Annotated in this window: 9 protein-coding genes, 1 tRNA gene and 1 rRNA gene; 10 read left to right on the top strand and 1 reads right to left on the bottom strand. The window is 70.0% G+C overall.

Annotation, left to right across the window (positions count from 1 at the left end; genetic code table 11):
• Window positions 1-95: ribosomal RNA gene (gene rrf, locus AB0D99_RS29245) — 5S ribosomal RNA — on the top strand; the annotation flags it as partial.
• Window positions 96-99: 4 nt separating this feature from the next.
• Window positions 100-175, top strand: a tRNA-Thr gene (locus AB0D99_RS29240).
• A gap of 166 nt (window positions 176-341) precedes the next feature.
• Here AB0D99_RS29240 and AB0D99_RS29235 read toward each other — a convergent pair.
• Window positions 342-2,993, bottom strand: coding sequence for a SpoIIE family protein phosphatase (locus AB0D99_RS29235; protein WP_362368732.1), 2,652 nt, complete (start codon window positions 2,991-2,993; stop codon window positions 342-344).
• Between the two features lie 379 nt (window positions 2,994-3,372).
• On the opposite strand from AB0D99_RS29235, the gene AB0D99_RS29230 reads away from it, so the two are divergent.
• From AB0D99_RS29230 to AB0D99_RS29195, 8 genes are all read left to right on the top strand, one after another.
• On the top strand, window positions 3,373-8,766 hold the full coding sequence (locus AB0D99_RS29230) for a HAMP domain-containing protein (protein ID WP_362368740.1): 5,394 nt from the start codon (window positions 3,373-3,375) through the stop codon (window positions 8,764-8,766).
• A gap of 241 nt (window positions 8,767-9,007) precedes the next feature.
• Window positions 9,008-9,685 carry a response regulator gene (locus AB0D99_RS29225; protein ID WP_362368729.1) on the top strand — a complete coding sequence of 226 codons (678 nt, stop codon included), beginning with the start codon at window positions 9,008-9,010 and terminating at the stop codon, window positions 9,683-9,685.
• A gap of 127 nt (window positions 9,686-9,812) precedes the next feature.
• The gene (locus AB0D99_RS29220) at window positions 9,813-12,602 is read left to right on the top strand and encodes a DNA translocase FtsK (protein WP_362368726.1); all 2,790 of its coding nucleotides are present in this window, start codon (window positions 9,813-9,815) and stop codon (window positions 12,600-12,602) included.
• A 287-nt stretch (window positions 12,603-12,889) separates the two neighbouring features.
• Entirely contained in the window at window positions 12,890-13,717 is an 828-nt protein-coding gene (locus AB0D99_RS29215; RefSeq protein WP_362368724.1) for a helix-turn-helix domain-containing protein, read from the top strand.
• 73 nt (window positions 13,718-13,790) lie between these two features.
• Window positions 13,791-15,281, top strand: a complete 1,491-nt coding sequence (rimO, locus tag AB0D99_RS29210) for a 30S ribosomal protein S12 methylthiotransferase RimO (protein ID WP_362368721.1) — start codon at window positions 13,791-13,793, stop codon at window positions 15,279-15,281.
• The gene (pgsA, locus tag AB0D99_RS29205) at window positions 15,278-16,108 is read left to right on the top strand and encodes a CDP-diacylglycerol--glycerol-3-phosphate 3-phosphatidyltransferase (protein ID WP_362368718.1); all 831 of its coding nucleotides are present in this window, start codon (window positions 15,278-15,280) and stop codon (window positions 16,106-16,108) included. Before rimO ends, pgsA begins: the two co-directional genes overlap by 4 nt.
• Window positions 16,105-16,614 carry a nicotinamide-nucleotide amidohydrolase family protein gene (locus AB0D99_RS29200; RefSeq protein WP_362368715.1) on the top strand — a complete coding sequence of 170 codons (510 nt, stop codon included), beginning with the start codon at window positions 16,105-16,107 and terminating at the stop codon, window positions 16,612-16,614. Before pgsA ends, AB0D99_RS29200 begins: the two co-directional genes overlap by 4 nt.
• Window positions 16,615-16,723: 109 nt before the next feature.
• Window positions 16,724-17,110 (top strand): helix-turn-helix transcriptional regulator, encoded by a 387-nt coding sequence (locus AB0D99_RS29195; RefSeq protein WP_352018529.1) that lies wholly within the window; start codon window positions 16,724-16,726, stop codon window positions 17,108-17,110.
• Window positions 17,111-17,240 lie beyond the last annotated feature (130 nt).

Here is a 17,240-nt window from a genome sequence, read left to right as displayed (position 1 = left end):
AAACGCCCGGTTACATTCCGAACCCGGAAGCTAAGCCTTTCAGCGCCGATGGTACTGCAGGGGGGACCCTGTGGGAGAGTAGGACGCCGCCGAACTCCCGCCCTTTTAGCTCAGTCGGTAGAGCGTCTCCATGGTAAGGAGAAGGTCAACGGTTCGATTCCGTTAAAGGGCTCCACTTAAAGAAGGCCCCCGCCTCATGGCGGGGGCCTTCTTTGTTTTGTCGGGCATGGCCGGCTCCGGGGCGCTGCGATCTGGCCTGAGCAGCGCGCCGGGAGCGGCACTGCGCGCCCTCCGCCGACATGGGTGCGGAGGAGGGCTGAGAGCGGTCCGCGTTCTCGTCGTCAGTCGCCGTCGAAGGGCTCAGGGATACGCATCGCCAGGATGGCCATGTCGTCGGAGGCGGGCTCCTGGGCGAAGCGCTCCACCGCTCGCAGAACGCGGGCGGCGACCGCTCCGGCCGTGAGGCCCGTACAGGACCTGAGGACCTCGATCAGGCCGTCGTCGCCGAGCATCCGGGTGCCCTCGCGGCGCTCCGTGACGCCGTCGGTGACACAGAGCAGGACATCGCCCGGGTCGAGCGTGATGGTCTGCTCGTACAGCTCCAGGTCGTCCAGGACGCCCAGGAGCGGCTGGGGATCCGCCGCGGGGACGACCGTGCCGTCCTGGCGGAGGCGGAGCGGCAGCGGGTGGCCGGCGCAGACGACCTTGAGGATGGCCGAGCCGTCCTCCTGCGGCCACAGCTCGCCGTACAGGAGAGTCAGGAAGCGGCTGCGGGCGCCCTCGTCGAGGATCGCGGCGTTGAGGCGTTCCAGGACCGCCGGGCCGCCGAAGCCCTCGCGGGCCAGCAGGCGCAGGGCGTGACGGGCGAGGCCCGTGACGGCCGCGGCCTCCGGGCCCGTACCGCAGACGTCGCCGATGGCGAAGCCGTAGGCGTTGTCGCGGATCGGGAAGAGGTCGTAGAAGTCTCCGCCGACCTCGTTGCCCTCGCCGGCGGCCCGGTAGATGACCTCGACCTCGACACCGGGGATCTGAGGGAGGCCGGGCGGCAGCAGGCTGCGCTGGAGGGACTGACTGATCGCCATGCGCTCCGAATAGAGGCGGGCGTTGTCGAGGGCCAGGGCCGCTCGGCGAGAGAGGTCCTCCGCCAGTTCCAGGATCTCCTGGCGGAAGTGGTCGTCGGAGGGCTTGCCGAGGGTGAGCATGCCGATGACGCGGTTCCGGGCGACGAGCGGCAGGACCACGGTCTCGCCGCCGACGGCGGCCGCGGTGGCCAGCGTGGTGTCGATGCCGGAGGACAAGGGGCCGCTGCCCTGGCCCAGTTCGCGGAGCGAGGTGGAGAGCGCCGCCCGGTGGGCGGCGTCGGCGGGGGCGGTCCAGACGCGGGCGCCCGGGGTGGGCACCGGATCGGGCGGGGCGACCGACGACAGCAGGGCCTTCAGACCGTCGATGCGGTCCTCGTCCTCGTGCAGGACATAGGAGAGGTACGGCTCCGAGACCTGGTCGGCGATCGTGTAGACGGCGCACCAGGTCGCCAGGGTGGGGACCGTCATCTGGGCCATCAGGGCCAGGGTCTGGTCGCGGTCGAGGGTGCCGGCCAGGAGGTCGGAGGCTTCCACGAGGAAGCTGAGAGAGCCTCGGCGGAGCCGTTCGAGCTCGCCGAGGCGGGCCGATTCCACGGCCAGGGCGATGCGGTCGGCCGCGAACTGGAGGCGCAGGGCCTCCTCGTTGGAGTAGCGGTTCGGGCCCTCGGCGGCCACGCCGAGGGAACCCGTCAGGCGGCCCTCGACCTTGAGCGGGACCGTGACGACCGAGCGCATCCCGGTGCCTTCGAGGAGCGGGACCGCGCCGGGGACGGCGGCCAGGTCCTCGTGGACGGCCGGCATCCGGGCGGAGCCGTAACGGCTGGCGCCGGTCTCGACGGGGACGCGGGCGAACCGCTGGCGGGCGGACGGGAGTCCGGTGGTCGCCCGTACCTCCAGCTCGGTCTCGTCGTCCGTGGCGAGCAGGAGGAAGGCGGAGTCGCCGTCGAGCATGTCGCGGGCGCGCTCCACCGTGCGCTGGAGGAGACCGTCGAGGTCGTCCGGGGCGGGGGAGCCGATGAAGACCTCGAAGGGGTCCGCGGAGCGGCTCTCGGCGCCCGGGTCGGAGACCGCGGGGCGCTGCGGGGTCTGGAGGACCGCTCGCTCGTACTCCCGTACGAGGAGGCATACCGTGGACGGCTCGCCTTCGGCGTCGCGGACGCGGAGGTGGGAGGCGTACACGGGGATGACGCGGCCGTCGGCGCAGCGGATGCCGTAGCTGCCTTCCCAGCGGGAGAGTCGGAGGGCCTCGACGAGACCGGTGCCGATGCCGGGGGTGTGCGGCCAGGCGGCGAGGTCGCCGAGGGGCTTGCCGGTGACCTGCTCGGAGCCGTAGCCGAAGAGTTCCTCGGCGTCCTCGTTCCAGGAGGTGATGGCGCCGCCGCGGTCGATCTGGGCGACGGCGACGCGGACGCGGGTGTCGGCGACGGGGAGGAGCGCGTCGGGGAGGACGGGGCCGGCGGAGCGGGTGCCGATCGCGCGCTCGGGCAGGTCGAGTTGGAACCAGACGTGCTTGTGCGTGGGGGTGTACTCGACGCCCCAGCGGGTGGCGAGCGCGGCGCACAGGAGCAGGCCCCTGCCGTTCTCCCGGTCGGGGTGGGCGAGGGTGCGGCCGCTCTGGAGGGGGATCTCGCGCTCGGGGTAGCGGTCGGCGACTTCGACGCGGACGCCGTCGTCGCTGCGCAGGCACAGGACGTCGGCCGTGGTGCCCGCGTGGATCACGGCGTTGGTGACGAGCTCGCTGGTGAGGACGACGGCGTCGTCGACGATCTCGGCGTACCCCCAGCCCTGGAGGGTGTCCCGTACGAAGGCGCGGGCGGTCGCGACGGACCGCCCGACGGGGTCGAAGGTGGCAGCCGCCCGCGCGGTGATCACTGAACTCCTCGTACGCCTCTCGACGCCCGGCTCCGCCATGGTCGGTCTGCCCCTCCCGCTGCCCGGTGGTCGTCTTCGCGCCACCCCACCCCCGCCGGGCGGACCGGGGCGGTTGGACAGCCGGATGCCAGGTTACTTACCTTCGCTGTCCGACCGGATGCCGGTCACCACTGTTTCCGTCCCCCGAGGGTGGGGACGCTATGCGAAGTCGCCGAACTGTTATCGCCTGGTTCGGCCGTGGTGAAACACTGGGCAGGCTTGTGGTGACGGCCCGGGCAGAACGGTCAACCCCTTCGGGAGGGACACGGTGGAGTCTGGCACGGCGGCGCGGCGCGGCGGCAGCAGCAGCGGCAGCGGCACGCGGGCGAAGGGCGGACGGTCCCGGAGCGGTGGGACGGTGCAGGTCGACGCGGCGGCCATGGAGCGGCTGCTGGGCGCCCTGGTCTCGATGCGGGACGGAAATCTGCGCAAGCGGCTGACCGTGTCCGGCGACGGGGTCATGGCGGAGATCTGCGCCGTGTTCAACGAGGTCGCCGACCGGCAGATGCATCTGACCGGCGAGTTGTCGCGGGTCCGGCGCATGGTCGGGCGCGAGGGCAAGTTGTCGGAGCGTCTGGAGGCGGGGGCCAGCGAGGGCGCCTGGGCGGCGGCCATCGAGGCCGCTAACGCGCTGGTCGACGACATGACGCGACCGGTCTCCGAGGTGGGGCGGGTGCTCTCGGCGGTGGCCGAGGGTGACCTGGACCAGCGGATGGACCTGCGTTCGGACGGGCCCGACGGGGCCGCTCGGCCGCTGCGCGGGGAGTTCCTGAAGGTCGCGCGGACCGTGAACAACCTGGTCGACCAGCTGTCGGCGTTCACCGACGAAGTGACAAGGGTCGCACTCGAGGTCGGTACCGAGGGCAAGCTGGGCGGTCAGGCCCAGGTGCGAGGTATGTCCGGTTCGTGGAAGGACCTCACGGATTCGGTCAACACGATGGCGTACCGGCTGACGGCGCAGGTACGTGATATCGCTCTCGTGACGACGGCGGTGGCCAAGGGCGATCTGTCCCGGAAGGTCACGGCGCACGTGGCCGGCGAGATGCTGGAGCTGAAGAACACCGTCAACACGATGGTGGACCAGCTGTCCTCGTTCTCGTCCGAGGTGACCCGTGTCGCGCGTGAGGTGGGTACCGAGGGCGAGCTGGGCGGTCAGGCGGAGGTGGACGGTGTCGCCGGCGTCTGGAAGGACCTGACCGATTCCGTCAACACGATGGCGGGAAATCTCACCAATCAGGTGAGGGGTATCGCCGAGGTGACCACCGCGGTCGCCAACGGCGACCTGTCGCAGAAGGTCACGGTGAGCGCGCGCGGCGAGGTCGCGCAACTCGCGGACACGATCAACCAGATGACCGAGACGCTGCGGACGTTCGCCGACGAGGTGACCCGTGTCTCGGGTGAGGTCGGCGCGCAGGGTCTGCTGGGTGGTCAGGCGCAGGTTCCGGGTGCGGCGGGTACGTGGAAGGACCTCACCGACTCGGTGAACACGGTCTTCCGGAACATCACGACGCAGGTGCGGGACATCGCGCAGGTGACGACGGCGGTCGCCAACGGTGACCTGTCGCAGAAGGTCACCGTCGATGTCGCGGGCGAGATGCTGGAGCTGAAGAACACCGTCAACACGATGGTGGACCAGCTGTCGGCGTTCGGTTCCGAGGTGACCCGGGTCGCGCGTGAGGTCGGTGTCGAGGGTCTGCTCGGCGGTCAGGCGCAGGTTCCGGGTGCGGCGGGTACGTGGAAGGACCTCACCGACTCGGTGAACACCGCCTTCCGCAACCTGACGGGTCAGGTGCGGGACATCGCGCAGGTGACGACGGCGGTCGCCAACGGTGACCTGTCGCAGAAGGTCACCGTCGACGTCGCGGGCGAGATGCTGGAGCTGAAGAACACCGTCAACACGATGGTGTCGCAGCTGTCCTCCTTCGCCGACCAGGTGACGCGGATGGCGAGGGACGTGGGCACGGAGGGCCGCCTCGGTGGTCAGGCCCGTGTCGACGGGGTCTCCGGCACCTGGAAGGAACTCACCGACTCCGTCAACTTCATGGCCGGCAATCTGACGTCCCAGGTGCGGCAGATCGCCCAGGTGACGACGGCGGTGGCGCGTGGTGATCTGTCGCAGAAGATCGACGTGGACGCGCGCGGCGAGATCCTGGAGCTGAAGAACACCATCAACACGATGGTCGACCAGCTGTCCGCCTTCGCGGAGCAGGTGACCAGGGTGGCCCGTGAGGTGGGTACGGACGGCCGGCTGGGCGGTCAGGCGCAGGTGCCGGGCGTCGCCGGCGTGTGGCGCGATCTCACCGACTCGGTGAACGGCATGGCCGGGAACCTCACCGCCCAGGTCCGCAACATCGCGCAGGTCGCCACGGCGGTGGCGCGTGGTGATCTGTCGCAGAAGATCGACGTGGACGCGCGCGGCGAGATCCTGGAGCTGAAGAACACCCTCAACACCATGGTCGACCAGCTCTCCAGCTTCGCGGAGCAGGTGACGCGGGTGGCCCGTGAGGTGGGTACGGAGGGCATCCTGGGCGGTCAGGCCGAGGTGCAGGGGGTCTCCGGCACCTGGAAGGACCTCACGCAGTCCGTGAACTTCATGGCGAACAACCTGACGTCGCAGGTGCGCAACATCGCCGAGGTCACGACGGCGGTCGCCAAGGGCGATCTGTCGAAGAAGATCACCGTCGACGCCAAGGGCGAGATCCTGGAGCTGGTGACGACCGTCAACACGATGGTCGACCAGCTGTCCAACTTCGCGGACGAGGTGACGCGAGTCGCCCGTGAGGTGGGCACGGAAGGCATCCTGGGCGGTCAGGCGCGGGTGCGCGGGGTGACCGGCACCTGGAAGGACCTGAGCGACAACGTCAACCTGATGGCCAACAACCTGACCAGCCAGGTGCGGAACATCTCCCGGGTCTCCGCGGCCGTCGCCAACGGCGATCTGACCAAGAAGGTGACGGTCGAGGCGCGCGGCGAGGTCGCGGAGCTCGCCGACACCGTCAACACGATGGTGACCACGCTGTCGTCGTTCGCGGACGAGGTGACGCGAGTCGCCCGTGAGGTGGGTACGGAAGGCGAACTGGGCGGCCAGGCGAGGGTTCCGGGCGTCTCGGGAACCTGGAAGGACCTGACCGAGTCGGTGAACTCGATGGCGTCGAACCTGACCGGTCAGGTGCGGCAGATCGCGACGGTCACCACCGCCATCGCCAAGGGCGATCTCACCAAGAAGATCGACATCGACGCGCGGGGTGAGATCCAGGAGCTGAAGAACACCATCAACACGATGGTCGACCAGCTGTCCAACTTCGCCGAGGAGGTCACGCGTGTGGCCCGCGAGGTGGGTACGGACGGGCAGCTGGGCGGTCAGGCCCGGGTGCGTGACGTCGACGGCACCTGGCGGGACCTGACCGAGTCCGTGAACGAGATGGCCGGGAACCTGACCCGGCAGGTGCGCGCCATCGCGGCCGTCGCCACCGCGGTGACCCGGGGCGACCTGAACCTGAAGATCGACGGGGTGGACGCGGCGGGCGAGATCCAGGCCCTCCAGGACAACATCAACACCATGATCGCCAACCTGCGCGACACCACCCTCGCCAACGAGGAGCAGGACTGGCTGAAGGGCAACCTGGCGCGGATCTCCGGTCTGATGCAGGGCCGGCGGGATCTGGACGACGTCGCCTCGCTCATCATGAGCGAGCTGACCCCGGTGGTCTCGGCCCAGCACGGCGCGTTCTTCGTGGCGCTGCAGACCGGCTCCTCGACGGCCAGCGCCGAGCTCGGCGGGCAGGGCGAGGGCTCGTACGAGCTTCGGATGCGGGGCAGTTACGGGTACTCCGCCGGGTCCATGCCCACGTCCTTCCGTCCCGGCGAGACGCTCATCGGGACGGCGGCCGAGGAGAAGCGGACGATCCAGGTCAATGTGCCGCCGGGTTATCTGAAGATCTCCTCCGGGCTCGGTGAGGCGGCCCCCGCGCATGTGATCGTGCTTCCCGTCCTCTTCGAGGGGAAGGTCCTCGGCGTGATCGAGCTGGCCTCGTTCCAGCCGTTCACCCAGATCCAGCGGGACTTCCTCAACCAGCTCGCCGAGCTGATCGCGACGACCGTCAACACCATCAGCGTCAACACCAAGACCGAGGTGCTGCTGAAGCAGTCGCAGGAGCTGACCGAGCAGCTGCGGGAGCGGTCGGCCGAGTTGGAGCACCGGCAGAAGGAGCTGCAGGGTTCCAACGCGGAGCTGGAGGAGAAGGCGGAGCTGCTCGCCCGGCAGAACCGGGACATCGAGGTGAAGAACACCGAGATCGAGGAGGCGCGGCAGGTGCTGGAGGAGCGGGCCGAGCAGCTCGCGGTCTCCATGCGGTACAAGTCGGAGTTCCTGGCGAACATGTCGCACGAGCTGCGGACGCCGCTCAACTCGCTGCTGATCCTGGCCAAGCTGCTCGCCGACAACGCGGAGCACAATCTCTCGCCCAAGCAGGTCGAGTTCGCCGAGACCATCCACGGCGCCGGTTCCGACCTGCTCCAGCTGATCAACGACATCCTCGACCTGTCGAAGGTCGAGGCGGGGAAGATGGACGTCTCCCCGACGCGTATCGCGCTGGTGCAGCTCGTCGACTACGTCGAGGCGACGTTCCGCCCGCTCACCGCGGAGAAGGGACTCGACTTCTCGGTGCGGGTCTCGCCCGAACTGCCCGCCACGCTCCACACCGACGAGCAGCGGCTCCTCCAGGTGCTGCGCAACCTGCTGTCCAACGCGGTGAAGTTCACCGACACGGGAGCGGTGGAGCTGGTGATCCGGCCGGCCGGTACGGACGTGCCGCAGTCGATCCGTGAGCAGCTGCTGGAGGCGGGTTCGCTGCGCGACCCGGAGGCCGAGCTGATCGCCTTCTCGGTGACGGACACCGGCATCGGGATCGCGGCCGGCAAGATGCGGGTGATCTTCGAGGCGTTCAAGCAGGCCGACGGGACGACCAGCCGCAAGTACGGCGGTACGGGTCTGGGGCTCTCCATCAGCCGTGAGATCGCGCGGCTGCTGGGCGGCGAGATCTACGCGGCGAGCGAGCCGGGACGCGGCTCGACGTTCACGCTCTATCTGCCGCTGAGCCCGAGCGAGCTGCCCGCGCACGGGTACGGGCAGGATCCGTCGGCCGACGGGCAGACGGGCCTGGAGGACGGTGCGGGGGAGCAGAGCGGGCCCTACGCGCCCGGACCGATGGCGGCGGACCTGCGTTCCGGAGCGGGGCCGCTGTTCCGGCACCGGCGCAAGGCGGCGCCCGCCGGGGCGGAGGCGCGGCCCGCGCTGCCGGGCCAGCCCGGCCGGGTCGGCCAGGCCGAGCAGTCGGCGGCCGAGGAGCGGGCGGAGTCCGAGCCGCGCCGCACGTACTCCTTCGGCGGGGAGAAGGTGCTGATCGTCGACGACGACATCCGCAACGTCTTCGCGCTCACCAGCGTCCTGGAACAGCACGGTCTGGCGGTGCTGTACGCGGAGAACGGCCGCGAGGGCATCGAGGTCCTGGAACAGCACGACGATGTGACGGTCGTGCTGATGGACATCATGATGCCGGAGATGGACGGGTATGCGACGACGACCGCGATCCGGCGGATGCCGCAGTTCGCGGGGCTGCCGATCATCGCGCTCACGGCGAAGGCGATGAAGGGCGACCGGGAGAAGGCGATCGAGTCGGGTGCGTCCGACTACGTCACCAAGCCCGTCGACCCCGATCACCTGCTGTCCGTGATGGAAGAGTGGATGCGAGGAAACGGAACCGGGGGTTGTTGACGGACTGTCGCCGAGGGCGTGTGAGGGCGCGGTATTCGGGGAACCTTCTGGTCTCTCGCCGCGTTTCTGCTACGTGCACAGTGACATCGCGGTGACAGGGTGTGGCGACAGGCGGGGTGCGGCTACCATGACCGGCACAAGGACGGACGGCGCATGGGAGTCGTCTTCTGGGGCGGCGCCCGGTGCTTCCCCCGGCTCGGAGAGTCGGGGAGAGCCGTTGCCGGGGCGAGGAGGACGGGGCATGGTGCAGAAGGCCAAGATCCTCCTGGTCGATGACCGGCCGGAGAATCTGCTGGCGCTGGAGGCCATTCTCTCCGCGCTCGATCAGACGCTGGTGCGGGCATCGTCCGGGGAGGAAGCGCTCAAGGCGCTGCTGACCGACGACTTCGCGGTCATTCTCCTGGATGTCCAGATGCCCGGAATGGATGGATTCGAGACCGCCGCGCACATCAAGCGGCGCGAGCGGACCCGGGACATCCCGATCATCTTCCTCACCGCGATCAACCACGGCCCGCACCACACCTTCCGGGGCTACGCCGCGGGCGCGGTCGACTACATCTCCAAGCCGTTCGACCCGTGGGTGCTGCGCGCCAAGGTCTCGGTCTTCGTCGAGCTGTACATGAAGAACTGTCAGCTGCGTGAGCAGGCCGCGCTGCTCCGCCTCCAGCTCGAGGGCGGCGGCGGTCACGGCGGTCACGCCAAGGAGTCGGCAGGGCTGCTCGCCGAACTCTCCGCCCGTCTCGCGGCGGTCGAGGAGCAGGCCGAAGCGCTGTCCAAGCAGCTCGACGACGACTCCGCCGACGCCGCGGCGGTCGCCACCGCCGCGCATCTGGAGCGCAAGCTCACCGGCTTGCGACGGGCGCTCGACGCCCTGGAGCCGGGCGCCGGCGGACCGCCCGTCCTTCCCTCGCAGAGCTGACGCGTCATCAGTCGTTCCGTGCGTGTGATGAGCGGGCGTCAGTTTCGCGCCCGGGCAAGCACGACACGAACGGGTGAGCCCGGACGCACACGTGTCCCCCGCCGCTCACACCGGTAACCTCAGCATCATGGCCTCACGTACGTCCGGCAAGGGTTCCCAGGGCGCGGCGGGCACCGCGAAGCCGCGCGCCGGCCGTACGACCGGCGCCGCGAAGAAAGCGGCGCCCGCGAAGTCCCCTGCCAAACCGCCCGCGAAGAAGACCGCGGCGAAGAAGGCCGCCCCCGCGAAGCGCGCGCCCGCCAAGAAGGCCGCGGTGAAGAAGGCGGCCCCCAAACCCGCTCCGTCCCCGACCGGGGGCGTCTACCGGCTCGCCCGTGGACTGTGGCTCGGCCTGGCGCACGCGGTGGGGGCGATGTTCCGGGGCATAGGACGCGGAGCGAAGGGTCTCGACCCGGCGCACCGCAAGGACGGTCTGGCGCTGCTGCTGCTCGGCATCGCGCTGATCGTCGCGGCCGGGACCTGGTCCAACCTGCGTGGCCCGGTCGGCGACCTCGTCGAGATGCTCGTCACCGGTGCCTTCGGCCGCCTCGACCTGCTCGTGCCCCTGCTGGTCGGCGCGATCGGCATCCGGCTGATCCTCTATCCGGAGAAGCCCGAGGCCAACGGGCGGATCGTGATCGGGCTGTCCGCCCTCGTGCTCGGTGTGCTGGGGCAGGTCCACATCGCCTGCGGCTCCCCGGGGCGGGGAGAGGGCACGGAGGCCATACAGGACGCCGGCGGGCTGATCGGCTGGGCCGCGTCCAAGCCGCTCGTCTTCATGATGGGCGAGGTCCTGGCCGTACCCCTGCTGGTCCTCCTCACGGTCTTCGGGCTCCTCGTCGTCACCGCGACCCCGGTCAACGCGATCCCGCAGCGGCTGCGCGCGCTCGGCGCCCGGCTCGGTCTCGTCGAGCCCGCTGAGGCGCCGGAGGCGGCCGAGGCGCCGTACGAGGAGGACTGGCGCGAGGACGCTCCCCGGCCCAGGCGCTCCCGGCGCGGTACGCCTGGCACGGCCGAGGTGTACGACGTCGACCGGGCGGAGGAGGATGCGCTCACCCGGCGCGGCCGCCCGCGCGGCCCCTCGGCGCAGCCCGCCTTCGACCGTCCGATGGACGCGGTGGACGTCGCCGCCGCCGCGGCGGCCGCCCTGGACGGCGCCGTGCTCAACGGCATGCCGCCGTCCCCTCTGGTCGCCGACCTGACCCGGGACGTCACCGCCGAGCGGGCCGCCGCGCTGGCCCAGGCCGCCGCCGAGGCCGCCGACGCGCCTCCCGCGGCCCCGGTGCCGACCGCCCGCGGGGAGAAGGCCGGGCGGGTGACCGGAGCCGTACCGGACCTGACCAAGCCGGCGCCCGAACACACCGAACTGCCGCCCCGAGCGGAGCAGCTGCAGCTCTCCGGCGACATCACGTACGCCCTGCCCTCGCTCGACCTGCTGGAGCGCGGTGGTCCGGGCAAGACGCGCAGCGCGGCGAACGACGCCGTGGTGGACTCGCTCTCCAACGTCTTCGCCGAGTTCAAGGTCGACGCCGCCGTCACCGGATTCACGCGCGGGCCGACGGTCACGCGGTACGAGGTCGAGCTCGGCCCGGCCGTGAAGGTCGAGAAGATCACGGCGCTGACGAAGAACATCGCGTACGCCGTGGCCTCCCCGGACGTGCGGATCATCTCGCCGATCCCGGGCAAGTCCGCGGTCGGCATCGAGATCCCGAACTCCGATCGGGAGATGGTGAACCTCGGCGACGTGCTACGGCTCGCCGCTGCCGCGGAGGACGACCATCCGATGCTGGTCGCACTCGGCAAGAACGTCGAGGGCGGCTACGAGATGGCCAATCTGGCGAAGATGCCGCACGTCCTCGTGGCCGGTGCCACCGGCTCCGGAAAGTCCTCGTGCATCAACTGCCTGATCACGTCGATCATGATAAGAGCGACCCCCGAGGACGTCCGGATGGTGCTCGTCGACCCCAAGCGGGTCGAGCTCACCGCGTACGAGGGCATCCCGCACCTGATCACGCCGATCATCACCAACCCCAAGCGGGCCGCCGAGGCCCTGCAGTGGGTCGTGCGCGAGATGGACCTGCGCTACGACGACCTGGCCGCCTTCGGCTTCCGGCACATCGACGACTTCAACGAGGCCATCCGCGACGGCAAGGTCAAGCTGCCCGAGGGCAGCGAGCGGGAGCTCAAGCCCTACCCGTACCTGCTGGTCATCGTGGACGAGCTGGCCGACCTGATGATGGTCGCGCCCCGGGACGTCGAGGACGCCATCGTCCGCATCACCCAGTTGGCGCGAGCCGCCGGCATCCATCTGGTGCTCGCCACCCAGCGGCCCTCGGTGGACGTCGTCACCGGTCTGATCAAGGCGAACGTGCCCTCGCGGCTCGCGTTCGCCACCTCCTCGCTCGCCGACAGCCGGGTCATCCTCGACCAGCCCGGAGCCGAGAAGCTCATCGGAAAGGGTGACGGTCTGTTCCTGCCGATGGGTGCGAACAAGCCCGTCCGGATGCAGGGCGCCTTCGTCACCGAGGCCGAGGTCGCGGCCGTCGTGCGGCACTGCAAGGATCAGATGGCGCCGGTCTTCCGGGACGACGTCACCGTCGGGACCAAGCAGAAGAAGGAGATCGACGAGGAGATCGGCGACGACCTGGACCTGCTGTGCCAGGCGGCCGAACTGGTCGTCTCCACCCAGTTCGGCTCGACCTCGATGCTCCAGCGCAAGCTGCGCGTCGGCTTCGCCAAGGCCGGCCGGCTGATGGACCTGATGGAGTCGCGGAACATCGTCGGGCCGAGCGAGGGGTCCAAGGCGCGCGACGTGCTCGTCAAGCCGGATGAGCTGGACGGGGTACTGGCCGTCATCCGCGGGGAGTCCGCGGAGTGAGCCGACGGCCGTCCTGAGCCGTTCGGCGGATGCCCCGGGCACGGTCCGCGGGGGAGTCCCACGCCTGATCCACGGGCCGGCCGGGCCGTATCGAGACCTGGCCGAGACTCACTCGTAAGGGAACTTGGGCAACCGTTTCCCTTGGGCGTACGTCAAGTTGGAGGGAGGGACAGAACGATGTCCCAGCCTCATGGCGTACAAACTGCGTCCGCCCGGTTGCCCCACCCTTTCGTACCACCCATAGACTGAACATCCAGCAGGTGGTTACACGCTCGAAAGGCGCTCTCGTGTCCATCGGCAACTCCCCCGAATCCCCCGAAGACGACCGGAACTTCCCGGCAGACGACCGGGATTCGATCGGTCGTGCTCTCCAGCAGGCCCGGATCGCCGCCGGTCTCACCGTCGACGAGGTCAGTGCCTCCACGCGCGTCCGCATCCCGATCGTTCACGCGATCGAGGAGGACGACTTCACGCGCTGCGGCGGCGACGTCTACGCCCGCGGTCACATTCGTACGCTCGCGCGCGCCGTGGGACTCGATCCCGCGCCGCTCGTCGAGCAGTACGACGCCGACCACGGCGGCCGGCCCGCTCCGACCCCCGCCGCGCCCCTCTTCGAGGCGGAACGCATCCGCCCCGAGCCGCGTCGCCCGAACTGGACCGCCGCCATGGTGGCCGCGATCGTCGCCGTCGTCGGATTCGTCGGCTTCACGATGTTCAACGGGAACGACACGACGAGCACCGGCGCGGTGGCGGAGGGCCCGGCCCCCGACAAGAAGACCACCACCCCCACCACGAAGCCGACCAAGACCCCGAAGCCGGTCCCCACGGGCAGCGCCATCGCGGCGGTCCCGAAGGACAAGGTCACGGTCAAGCTGACCGCGATCGACGACAAGAGCTGGATCTCGGCCAAGGCGAGCGACGGCAAGCTGCTCTTCGACGGGCTCCTCCTCAAGGGAGAGTCCAAGACCTTCCAGGACGACGAGCGCGTCGATCTGATCCTCGGCAACGCCGGCCCGATCGAGCTCTTCGTGAACGGCAAGAAGATCGAAGAGAAGTTCGAATCGGGTGCCGTCGAGCGGCTCTCGTACACCAAGGGCGCTCCCGAGTCCGGATGAGCTTCCGGGCAGCCGTCGCGCAGGTGAACCCTGCGCGGCGGGGGTACGGCCGGGACGAAGTAGTCTTGAGTCCATGCCCGAACGCCGTACCGTCGCCCTTGTCACTCTTGGCTGCGCCCGTAACGAGGTGGACTCGGAGGAGCTCGCAGGCCGCTTGGCAGCGGACGGCTGGGAGCTCGTCGAGAACGCCGAGGACGCGGATGTCGCCGTCGTCAACACCTGTGGATTCGTCGAGGCCGCCAAGAAGGACTCCGTCGACGCCCTCCTCGAAGCCAACGATCTGAAGGACCACGGCAAGACCCAGGCCGTCGTCGCCGTCGGCTGCATGGCCGAGCGGTACGGCAAGGAGCTCGCCGAGGCCCTGCCCGAGGCGGACGGCGTGCTCGGCTTCGACGACTACGCCGACATCTCCGGCCGCCTCCAGACCATCCTCAGCGGTGGCAGTGTGGAGGCTCACACCCCGCGCGACCGTCGCAAGCTGCTTCCGCTGTCCCCGGTGGAGCGGCAGCAGGCCGCCGCCGAGGTCGCCCTCCCGGGCCACGGCGCCGTCGAGGCGCCCGAGAACGTCCCGGCCGACCTCCCCGAGGGTCTCGCCCCGGCCTCCGGCCCGCGCGCCCCGCTGCGCCGCCGGCTTGACCGCAGCCCCGTCGCCTCGGTGAAGCTCGCCTCCGGCTGCGACCGCCGCTGCTCCTTCTGCGCCATCCCGTCCTTCCGCGGCTCCTTCGTCTCGCGGCGTCCCTCCGACGTCCTCAACGAGACGCGCTGGCTCGCCGAGCAGGGTGTGAAGGAGATCATGCTGGTCTCCGAGAACAACACCTCCTACGGCAAGGACCTGGGCGACATCCGCCTGCTGGAGAGCCTGCTGCCCGACCTCGCCGCCGTCGACGGCATCGAGCGGGTCCGGGTCAGCTACCTCCAGCCCGCCGAGATGCGCCCCGGTCTCATCGACGTGCTCACCTCGACCGAGAAGGTCGCCCCGTACTTCGACCTGTCCTTCCAGCACAGCGCCCCGGCCGTGCTGCGGGCCATGCGCCGCTTCGGTGACACCGACCGCTTCCTGGAGCTCCTGGGCACGATTCGCGACAAGGCCCCGACGGCCGGCGCGCGGTCGAACTTCATCGTCGGCTTCCCCGGCGAGAGCGAGGCGGACTTCGCCGAGCTGGAACGCTTCATCACCCATGCCCGTCTCGACGCCATCGGCGTCTTCGGCTACTCCGACGAGGACGGCACGGAAGCCGCGACCTACGAGGACAAGCTCGACCAGGAGGTCGTGGACGAGCGGCTCGCCCATCTCTCGCGCCTCGCCGAGGAGCTCACCGCCCAGCGTGCGGAGGAGCGGATCGGAGAGACCCTGGAAGTACTCGTCGAATCGCTCGACGAGGAGGACGGCGTGATCGGCCGTGCGGCCCACCAGGCGCCCGAGACGGACGGCCAGGTCGTCATCACCGCGGACTCGGCCGCGGGCCTGGACCTCGCTCCCGGCCGTATGGTCGTGGCGAAGGTCGTGGGAACGGAAGGCGTCGACCTGGTGGCCGAGTGTCTTTTCGAGGAGGCGGGCAGATGACCGGAGTCCCGGCATCCGCTTCGGGCGGGACCGGTAGGCCCGCGCCCGGCGGCAAGCTGGGGGTCCCTCCTCGCTCGCAGAGCGCGGGAGGAACCAAGCCCGTCGCTCAGGCCGGCCTCTGGAACATCGCGAACATCCTCACCATGATCCGTCTGGTCCTCGTGCCGGCCTTCGTGGTGCTGCTGCTCCAGGACGGCGGGCACGACCCGGTCTGGCGTGCCTGGGCCTGGGCCGCCTTCGCCGTCGCCATGATCACGGACGTCTTCGACGGGCATCTGGCGCGGACGTACAACCTGGTCACGGACTTCGGGAAGATCGCCGACCCGATCGCCGACAAAGCGATCATGGCGGCCGGACTGATCTGTCTGTCGTCGCTCGGGGACCTGCCCTGGTGGGTGACGGCCGTCATCCTCGCGCGCGAGCTGGGCATCACGCTGATGCGCTTCTGGGTGATCCGGCACGGGGTCATTCCGGCGAGCCGCGGCGGCAAGATGAAGACGCTGGCACAGGGCACGGCGGTCGGCATGTACGTGCTCGTGCTCACCGGTCCACTCGCCACCCTGCGCTTCTGGGTGATGACGGTGGCCGTCGTGCTGACGGTCGTCACCGCTCTGGACTATGTGCGAGAGGCGATCGTCCTGCGCCGCAAGGGGCTGGCCGCGGAGCGCGCCGCGAAGACCGACGGCGGGGCCGCCGACGGCGGCGGTGAGCCGGGTGGCGAGTCCCTTCCGGGGCCGCATGCCACGGGGTCGGAGGCCGGGGAGCCGGAGGCGCCCGGAGGTTCCGGGGCCTCCGCGAAGGGGCCGGCGGCGGGGTCGACGCGATGAGCGAAGCCGCCCGGGTGCTGGAACTGCTCGCGGAGCGTGGTCACACGGTGGCCGCCGCGGAGTCCCTCACGGGCGGCCTGGTGGCCGCGGAGCTCACCGGGGAACCGGGGGCATCGAAGAGCTTCCGCGGGTCCGTCACGGCGTACGCCACGGCGCTCAAGCATGAACTCCTGGGGGTCGACGCGACCCTTCTGGCGGAGCGCGGAGCGGTCGATCCCGAGGTCGCGCTGCAGATGGCCGCGGGTGCGCGCCGACGCCTCGGCGCCGACTGGGGGGTCGCGACGACCGGTGTCGCCGGGCCCGAACCACAGGACGGACAGCCCGTCGGAACGGTGTACGTGGCCGTCGCGGGGCCCGTCGGAGCGGGCAAAGTGGCCGCATTGCGGTTGAACGGCGGCCGTGCGGAAATCCGTAGAGAGAGCGTACGGAGCGTGCTGGAACTGCTCCGCGACGAACTCTCGGGAAATGCGCGGGCACAGGATACGGAACAGAACGGGGGGAATTGATGTTTGCAGCCCTGAGTGAACACGACATCGCTCCCCGCACGGCCGCAGCGCGAGGCGGTACGGTGGGGCGTGAAGGATGCGGCTACGCGGTCCGAGGAGGGAGCCACCGATGATTCTGCTCCGTCGCCTGTTGGGTGACGTGCTGCGTCGGCAGCGCCAGCGCCAGGGCCGTACTCTGCGCGAAGTCTCCTCGTCCGCCCGAGTTTCGCTCGGCTATCTCTCCGAGGTGGAGCGGGGGCAGAAGGAGGCTTCCTCCGAGCTGCTCTCCGCGATCTGCGACGCGCTTGACGTACGGATGTCCGAGCTCATGCGTGAAGTGAGCGACGAGCTGTCGCTGGCCGAACTGGCCGAGTCTGCAGCGGCGAGCGAACCGGTGCCCGCGCCGGTACGCCGTCCGATGCTCAATTCGGTGTCGGTGACGTCGGTGGCAGGCGTGCCCACCGAGCGGGTGACCATCAAGGCGCCCGCGGAAGCGGTGGACGTCGTCGCTGCCTGACGCTACGTGGGCTAAGGCCCCGGAAGGTGTCCCATTGGGGCACCCACCGGGGCTTTAGTGCTTTCCGGGGGGTTTGACGGGCTTCGTGCGGTCGGGTTTGAGATGCCCGATTTCGGTCAGGCGTGCCATG

The sequence above is a fragment of the Streptomyces sp. NPDC047971 genome (assembly GCF_040653355.1).
GTDB lineage: Bacteria > Actinomycetota > Actinomycetes > Streptomycetales > Streptomycetaceae > Streptomyces.
Note: the sequence above shows the minus strand (reverse complement) of the source record. Positions and strands in the feature narration are given on the sequence as shown.

Coding starts and splice junctions, on each gene's coding strand:
- pgsA (WP_362368718.1), top strand. CDS start 15,278: ATGACCGGAGTCCCGGCATCCGCTTCGGGCGGGACCGGTAGGCCCGCG.
- AB0D99_RS29200 (WP_362368715.1), top strand. CDS start 16,105: ATGAGCGAAGCCGCCCGGGTGCTGGAACTGCTCGCGGAGCGTGGTCAC.
- AB0D99_RS29230 (WP_362368740.1), top strand. CDS start 3,373: ATGGAGCGGCTGCTGGGCGCCCTGGTCTCGATGCGGGACGGAAATCTG.
- AB0D99_RS29220 (WP_362368726.1), top strand. CDS start 9,813: ATGGCCTCACGTACGTCCGGCAAGGGTTCCCAGGGCGCGGCGGGCACC.
- AB0D99_RS29235 (WP_362368732.1), bottom strand. CDS start 2,993: ATGGCGGAGCCGGGCGTCGAGAGGCGTACGAGGAGTTCAGTGATCACC.
- AB0D99_RS29225 (WP_362368729.1), top strand. CDS start 9,008: ATGGTGCAGAAGGCCAAGATCCTCCTGGTCGATGACCGGCCGGAGAAT.
- rimO (WP_362368721.1), top strand. CDS start 13,791: ATGCCCGAACGCCGTACCGTCGCCCTTGTCACTCTTGGCTGCGCCCGT.
- AB0D99_RS29195 (WP_352018529.1), top strand. CDS start 16,724: ATGATTCTGCTCCGTCGCCTGTTGGGTGACGTGCTGCGTCGGCAGCGC.